This is a genomic window from Roseibium sp., assembly GCF_039982295.1.
Classification (GTDB): domain Bacteria; phylum Pseudomonadota; class Alphaproteobacteria; order Rhizobiales; family Stappiaceae; genus Roseibium.
On record NZ_JBDWYP010000078.1, the window covers coordinates 59,947 to 66,732 of the forward strand.

At 58.5% G+C, this 6,786-nt stretch carries 5 protein-coding genes; 4 read left to right on the forward strand and 1 reads right to left on the reverse strand.

The window, feature by feature from the left end; translation table 11 throughout:
* The first annotated feature begins 21 nt into the window (after positions 1–21).
* The 4 genes from ABJZ52_RS15850 (at position 22) to ABJZ52_RS15865 (ending at position 4,234) form a co-directional block, all read left to right on the forward strand.
* Complete coding sequence (locus tag ABJZ52_RS15850) at positions 22–915, forward strand: dihydrodipicolinate synthase family protein (protein ID WP_348184770.1); 894 nt, start codon at positions 22–24, stop codon at positions 913–915.
* A gap of 4 nt (positions 916–919) precedes the next feature.
* Positions 920–2,161 carry an FAD-binding oxidoreductase gene (locus tag ABJZ52_RS15855; RefSeq protein ID WP_348184772.1) on the forward strand — a complete coding sequence of 414 codons (1,242 nt, stop codon included), beginning with the start codon at positions 920–922 and terminating at the stop codon, positions 2,159–2,161.
* Between the two features lie 14 nt (positions 2,162–2,175).
* On the forward strand, positions 2,176–3,207 hold the full coding sequence (locus ABJZ52_RS15860; protein WP_348184774.1) for a 4-hydroxyproline epimerase: 1,032 nt from the start codon (positions 2,176–2,178) through the stop codon (positions 3,205–3,207).
* 118 nt (positions 3,208–3,325) lie between these two features.
* Positions 3,326–4,234, forward strand: a complete 909-nt coding sequence (locus ABJZ52_RS15865; RefSeq protein ID WP_348184776.1) for an MliC family protein — start codon at positions 3,326–3,328, stop codon at positions 4,232–4,234.
* A gap of 85 nt (positions 4,235–4,319) precedes the next feature.
* On the opposite strand, the gene ABJZ52_RS15870 is transcribed toward ABJZ52_RS15865, so the two are convergent.
* Positions 4,320–6,371, reverse strand: coding sequence for an EAL domain-containing protein (locus ABJZ52_RS15870; protein ID WP_348184778.1), 2,052 nt, complete (start codon positions 6,369–6,371; stop codon positions 4,320–4,322).
* Positions 6,372–6,786 lie beyond the last annotated feature (415 nt).

Here is a 6,786-nt window from a genome sequence, read left to right on the forward strand (position 1 = left end):
TTCAATTTTAGAGGTGCTCCCATGTGGAAGGGTGTTTTCCCGGCTGTCACGACGAAGTTTACCGAAGACGACAAGCTCGACGTCGCCGAACTGGAGCGCTGCTTCGCGCTTCAGATCGATGCCGGTTGCGATGGCTTGATCGTCTGCGGCTCCCTTGGGGAGGCGATGGCGCTCGAGCCTGACGAAAAGCTCGCGCTGCTGACGATCGCCAAGGAATGCGCCGGAGACAAGCCGGTTCTGATGACTGTCTGTGAAAGTTCGACCAGACGCGCTGCTGCGGCGGCGGAGGCTGCGGCCAGAGCCGGGGCCAACGGCCTCATGGTGCTGCCTGGTGTCCCATATAAATCCGCGCCGAACGAAACCGTGGCCCACCTGAAAACAGTTACCCGGTCGGCAGGTCTTCCGGTGATGATCTACAATAATCCCGTGGCCTATGGTGTCGATGTGACCCTCGAAATGTTTGAAGAACTGGCAGCTGAGCCGCTTGTTGTCGCCATGAAAGAATCCACGGATGACATTCGCCGTGTCACCGATGTGATCAACCGTTTCGGCGATCGTTTCGATCTCTTCACCGGCGTCGACAATCTCGCCCTGGAAAGCCTGATGATGGGCGCAACCGGTTGGGTTGCCGGTCTTGTCGTCGCTTTCCCGAAGGAGACGGTTGCGATCTACAAGCTTGCAGAGGCTGGCCGCTACGGGGAAGCGCTCGAGATCTATCGCTGGTTCCGGCCACTGCTGGATCTCGACGTGTCGACCAATCTTGTCCAGAATATCAAGCGAGCAGAGGTACATGCCATCGGCTCGAACGACCGGTGCCGTGCGCCCCGTATGGCGTTGTCCGGAGCAGAGCTGGAACGCGTTGACAGGGTGATCAAATCCGCCCTTGCAAAACGCCCTGAATTGCCAACTCTCTAAGGTCATGACCACACCTCACGTTCATATCCTCGGGGCCGGAATCATCGGCCTTGCGACTGCTGCGGTTCTCGTGGAACGCGGCTGCAAGGTCACCATTCTTGACCGGGAAGGTCCGGCAGCCGGAGCAAGCCAGGGCAACGCCGGCGGTATCGCCTGTACCGATGTCGCTCCGCTTGCTTCGCCGGGTGTCTGGAAGCAGGCAATCACCTGGCTTGCCGATCCTCTCGGGCCTCTTTCCGTACGCCCTTCCTACAGTCTCAAGATCCTGCCATGGATGGTGCGGTTCCTGGCCGCCTCCACCAATGCGCGGGTGCGAGAAAGCAGGGAGGCTCTTGCCGTCTTGAGAGCCGACGCGCTGCCTGCATGGGAGCGTGTGTGGAAGCTCACCGGGACCCACAATCAGGTGCGCTACAGCGGCTGTCTTGAGGTCTTCGACAATGAGGCCCAGTTCCGAAATAACTTGAGTTCCTGGGCTGAGCAAAGAGACTATGGCATCGAAGTGCGTGAGCTTTCCGGTGATGAAATCCGGGAGCGTGAGCCGGAGCTTTCGTCAACTGTCGTGGGAGGTGCCTTTGTTCCCGGTTGGGCACAGATGGATGATCCCAAGAAGCTTTGCCTTTCGATTGCCGATTGGCTTGTCGCACAGGGCGTTTCTTTTGAAGTCGCAGATGTTCAGCGGGTTGCGGCAACCGATGAGGGAGCTTCCCTGAGCCTTGCGGATGGTTCGACGCTCAGCTGCGGGAAACTGGTGATCGCATGCGGTGCCTGGTCCAGGAAGCTGACATCCCAGCTTGGTGACCCTATGCCGCTAGATACGGAGCGGGGCTATAATATCACCGTGCCGGAGCCTGGGGTTTCGCTCAGGAATTTCGTCATGCTGCGCGGCCATGGGTTCGTCATGTCGCCGCTGGAAACGGGCCTGAGAATTGGCGGCGCCGTCGAGTTTGGCGGTTTGGAACTTCCTCCGAACTGGAAGCGGGTCGATGCGATGATTGCCAAGGCGAAAACCATTTGCCCCGGGCTCGATGCCAGCACCGGCAAACGCTGGATGGGATACCGCCCGTCTCTGCCGGACAGCTTGCCGGTGATCGGAACGTCTTCGGCGAGCGAACATATTGTCTATGGCTTTGGACATGCCCACCACGGGCTGACGGAAGCTGCGACGACAGGTCAGCAGTTGACTGCACTTCTGCTCGGCGAAACACCGTCGCTTGATCTCGCACCGTTCCGCGCAACGCGTTTTTGACAAGAGGACCAATAATGGCCCGACATACGTTTTTCTGCATCGACGGTCACACGTGCGGCAACCCCGTTCGTCTGGTTGCGGGCGGCGCGCCGCAGCTGGCCATGGGCTCGATGTTCGAGCGGCGCCAGTCTTTTGTGCGCGACTATGACTGGATTCGCACTGGCTTGATGTTCGAGCCGCGGGGCCACGACATGATGTCCGGCTCAATCCTCTATCCGCCTTCCAGCGATGCCTATGATGTCGGTGTGCTCTACATCGAGACAACAGGTTGCCTGCCCATGTGTGGTCACGGCACCATCGGAACGGTCACGATGGCGATTGAGGAAGGCTTGCTGGTGCCAAAGACGTCCGGTCAGGCACGTTTGGAAACTCCCGCCGGTCTGGTGCTTGCCGACTACACGATGGACGGCGAGTATGTGTCTTCAGTAAAGCTGACCAACGTTCCCTCGTTCCTGGCCGCTGAAGGTCTGGAGGTCGAGTGCCCTGAGTTCGGGCCATTGGTCTGCGACGTCGCTTATGGCGGTAATTTCTATGCGATCTTCGAGCCGCAGAAGAACTTCGCCGGCGTCGGATCCGTTTCCGTCGATCAACTGGTGGCGGTCAGCCCAAGGCTTCGGGACGCGCTGAATGAAGCCTTCGACATTTGTCATCCGGAGAATCCGGAGATCCGGGGCGTCTCCCACATTCAGTGGACCGGGCCGGCTCAAGACCCTCAGGCCGATGCCCGCAATGCCGTCTTTTACGGCGACAAGGCTATCGACCGCAGCCCCTGCGGCACCGGTACGTCCGCACGCATGGCGCAGCTTTTTGCCAAGGGCAAGCTGAAGGTGGGTGATCGCTTCGTGCATGAAAGCGTCATTGGTTCTTTGTTTACGGGTGGGGTTAAAGCTGACGTTCTCGTCGGCACCAAACGGGGCATCATACCGACTATCGAAGGCTGGGCCGTCAAGACCGGCACCAGCACCATCACCCTTGACGAACGAGACCCCTATATGACGGGCTTTTCGGTCACCGGAACCGGCGTCAAACGTTACCCGAGGCCGTAACGTCGGGAAGACAGTTCATCTCCGGTTCATTTGCGCTATTGTACGAATGATTTCGTTACTTCGAACCCGCTTGCTCCGAGGGCATCGGGTATAGCCAATTTTTTAGGTGGACCTGTTTATGCGACTATTTTCGGTTCTTTCGACCTGTGTTCTTCTGGCCTTTTCCTCTTCTGCCTTTGCGTCACCGGACGTTGACTTCCCGCAACCTGGCTACTCCTACGGCGGCAAGGTCCGCAGTGGCCCGGGCATGCAGTATCGACAGATCGGCAGCCTGCAGGAAGGCAACAGGATCAACATCCTTAATGGCACCGGCGTGATGATGAACGGCTATGAGTGGTTCGAGATCCGCTACCGCAATGGCCGGACTGGCTACCAGTGGGGCGGCATCATGTGCTCGCAGAACCACTACCCGACCATCTTCAGGGTTTGCGATGGGCCAAAGCTGAAGGTGCAAGGGTCTCCCAAAGTCCAACCGCCGGTCACGCCAGCTGGTCAGCCCGGTGTGAACGGATATTCCGCAGCGAAGGTCCTTCATCCGGGCGGCAGCTTCACGGCCGTTGGTGGCGGTCAATGGCAGGAAGCCGATGCAAACGGACGGGTCAATTTCCATTTCCAGGAACAGTCCCGGGACGAGTGGTCCGTCTACCTGTTCGATGCCTCCCGGAACGTTTCGCTGCAACTGGACCTGCATCGTCGTCAGGTGCTTTACGGTGTTGGCAATGCTGCCAAAACGGTGCTTTACCCGATCACGGCCTTCTATGCGCAAGGCCGGTCAAAGACCTCGCCGGCGCGTCCAAAAACTGTGCATTACACCTGTGAGGAAGGCCTGCCCCTGACGGTGACCTACGTCAACAGTGGCAAGGGACATGTGCTGTTCACCATCGACGGTTCTCCGCAAGAGCGGCTTGACGAGGCCGTCTCCGGGTCCGGGTCACGCTATACGAATGGTCGTTACACGCTTTACAGCAAAGGCAATACCGCCATTCTGGAGCATCCCGGCGGTCTCGATAAATGCGTCGCGCGCTAGTTCGGGCTTCGATCGGCTGACCTCATCGGACGTTGCTGAAACTGCAGCGGCGTCCGAGCAGCTGTTTTGCGGGGCGGTGCGCGCGCTAGACGCTCGCGCCGGTCTGGAGGTGTTCGGTCATGCTCGTCGCCGCCATGGGCCTTGCGCAATAGAACCCCTGAATTTCGTCACATCCCAGCTCTCTCACCTTGGCTTCAAGCTCGGCGTTCTCGATACCCTCCGCCACGATGCTGACGTTCATCAGCTTGCACATGGCGATCATCATCTTGACGATAGGCTCGCTGCGCGGCAGGTCCCTGATCAGGCTCCGGTCGATCTTGACGCAATCGGCAGCCATGTCGTTCAGACGTGAAAAGTTCGAGTAGCCCGTGCCGAAGTCGTCGATGGCAATCTTCACGCCGAGTTTGCGCAGCGCCTTCGGATTCTGATGAACCGTCTTGTCGCCCTCCACCAGGAGGGTTTCCGTCATTTCCAGCTCCAGTCCTGAGCTGTCGCAGCCGAATTCCTGAAGGGCGCCCTGTACCTGTTCGGCAAAATCGAAACTGCTGAGCTGGCGTTGGGACACATTGACCGAAACAATGATCTCGATTCCCTGCTTGCGCCATATATTCTGTTGTTTCAATGTATCGCGGAGGATCAGAAGTCCCAGGGCGTTGATCAACCCGGTCTTTTCACAAAGGCCGATGAAGACGTCGGGCATAATGATCCCGCGCTTGGGATGATTCCAGCGGGCGAGCGCCTCCACGGCGACAATACGGTTTGTCGCGAGGTCAATCCGAGGCTGATAATAGGCCACGAAATCACTTCGCTTCAGACCTTCACGGATGTCCGTCAGGGTCTCCAGCTCGGTTTCCTGATCCTGCTTCATGCGGGCGTCGAAATGGCGGTAACGGTTCCGCCCTGCTGCCTTTGCCTGGTACATGGCCAGGTCCGCATTCTTCATCAATTCCTGCGCCGTTGTGCCGTCCTGTGGCCAGCGCGCGATTCCGATGCTTGGCGTCACGGAAAGCTTGCGGCCGTCATGACGGACCGGAAGAGACAGGGAATCCAGGATTTTTCCGGCGATATTGCAAAGCTGTTGCGGGTCGTCTTCCGGCACAGTGGCCAGCAGCAGGAACTCGTCACCGCCGAGGCGGACGACTTTATCGCTACCTTCGCAAATCGCGCGCAGACGTTTGGCGACACGTATCAATATCGTGTCGCCATGGCTGTGCCCGAGGGTATCGTTGATCGCCTTGAACTGATCCAGATCGATGAAGAAGACACCGACGATGTCTCCGTCTGCTTCGGCTCGCGCCGTCATCTGCTGGTGGAGGATCGGCAGGTGGATGCGATTGGACAGGCCTGTCAGAGGATCGGTATAGGCTTGTGACTTTGCCCGTGCCTCTGCCTCCTTGAGATCACTGACATCGGTCTCGCTCACGTGGATTGACGGCACACCCGAAACGGGGTCATGGCATGTACGCGCCGTCACCTCATGCCAGCGTTCGCCCTTGGTGGTCGCGACCCTGGTGATGATGCTGGTCTGTCCATCCGTCCTCAGTGCTTTCTGGAGCTTGTCGAAATCGCGTTTGCGGACGAAGCGGCTATGGAGATGGGCGTTCTGTGCATCAAAGGCCGCGCGCGCCGCCGGATTGAGATATAGCGCTTCGCCATTTTCATGATGCAAAGAGATCATCAGTTGGGTGTGGAGCAGCGCATCCGAACTGCGGATTGTCTCCGGCTGCTCGGCGATTTCATCGCGCCCCTCACACAGCATGGCCATTCTGCCATCATCCAGTTCGATGCCGACGTAACGCACCCTGAGCGACTTCGGTACACCCTGCGGATACAGCGTCCAAACCTCGGAAAAGGTTGCATCATGCTCGATGAAGTCGGCCTGAAACTGCTTCACGCGCTGGGAGACTGCGGGCGACATGTCGGCCTTCAGGTTCCTGGCTTGGAGCTCCTCGAGGTCGGTGGCACCCCAGACCGCCAGCGCGGCCTGGTTCGCCCAGACCACGCGGCTTTCATCGATGTCGAAAACCCAGATCGCGGCTTCAAGGCGGTTGAGTATCTCATTCTTGTCGGTCACATCCGTTAGGGTCACGGCAGCGCCATTTTCTCCGTGTGGGATATTTGCAATCGGGCGGTTCACCTGGAAGTTCTCCGGGCTTTGTGCCGATTTTTCTCTATTTCGCCCAAGACTCGGAACTCCGTCAGAAAGTAGAAACAGTCGGAAGCTTCCGGATGCTGTGCTTCAAGCTGAATATCGTTTAACTGCCGGAGCTTAGAGGCAGATCGTTTAAAGAATCTTCCCTTGGGGAATTTTAGGCGGTTTTGATTGCCGCAGCGAGCTGACCAAACAGCCAGCACCAATCCCGCCGCAGGATATCTCCCCGGCGTTTTGGCTGGTCTGTTTCCCGTCAGAGACGGGATGGCAGGCGCTCCGGACTTGCCGGGAGCGGTTGGGAAAGTGGGATGTGCAAGGCCGTCACGCCTGCCCAAGCTTCGTGTCCCAAGTGACTGAACGTGCGCCTTTCTCTTTTCTGCGCGCCGGAAGTAGAGCGTCC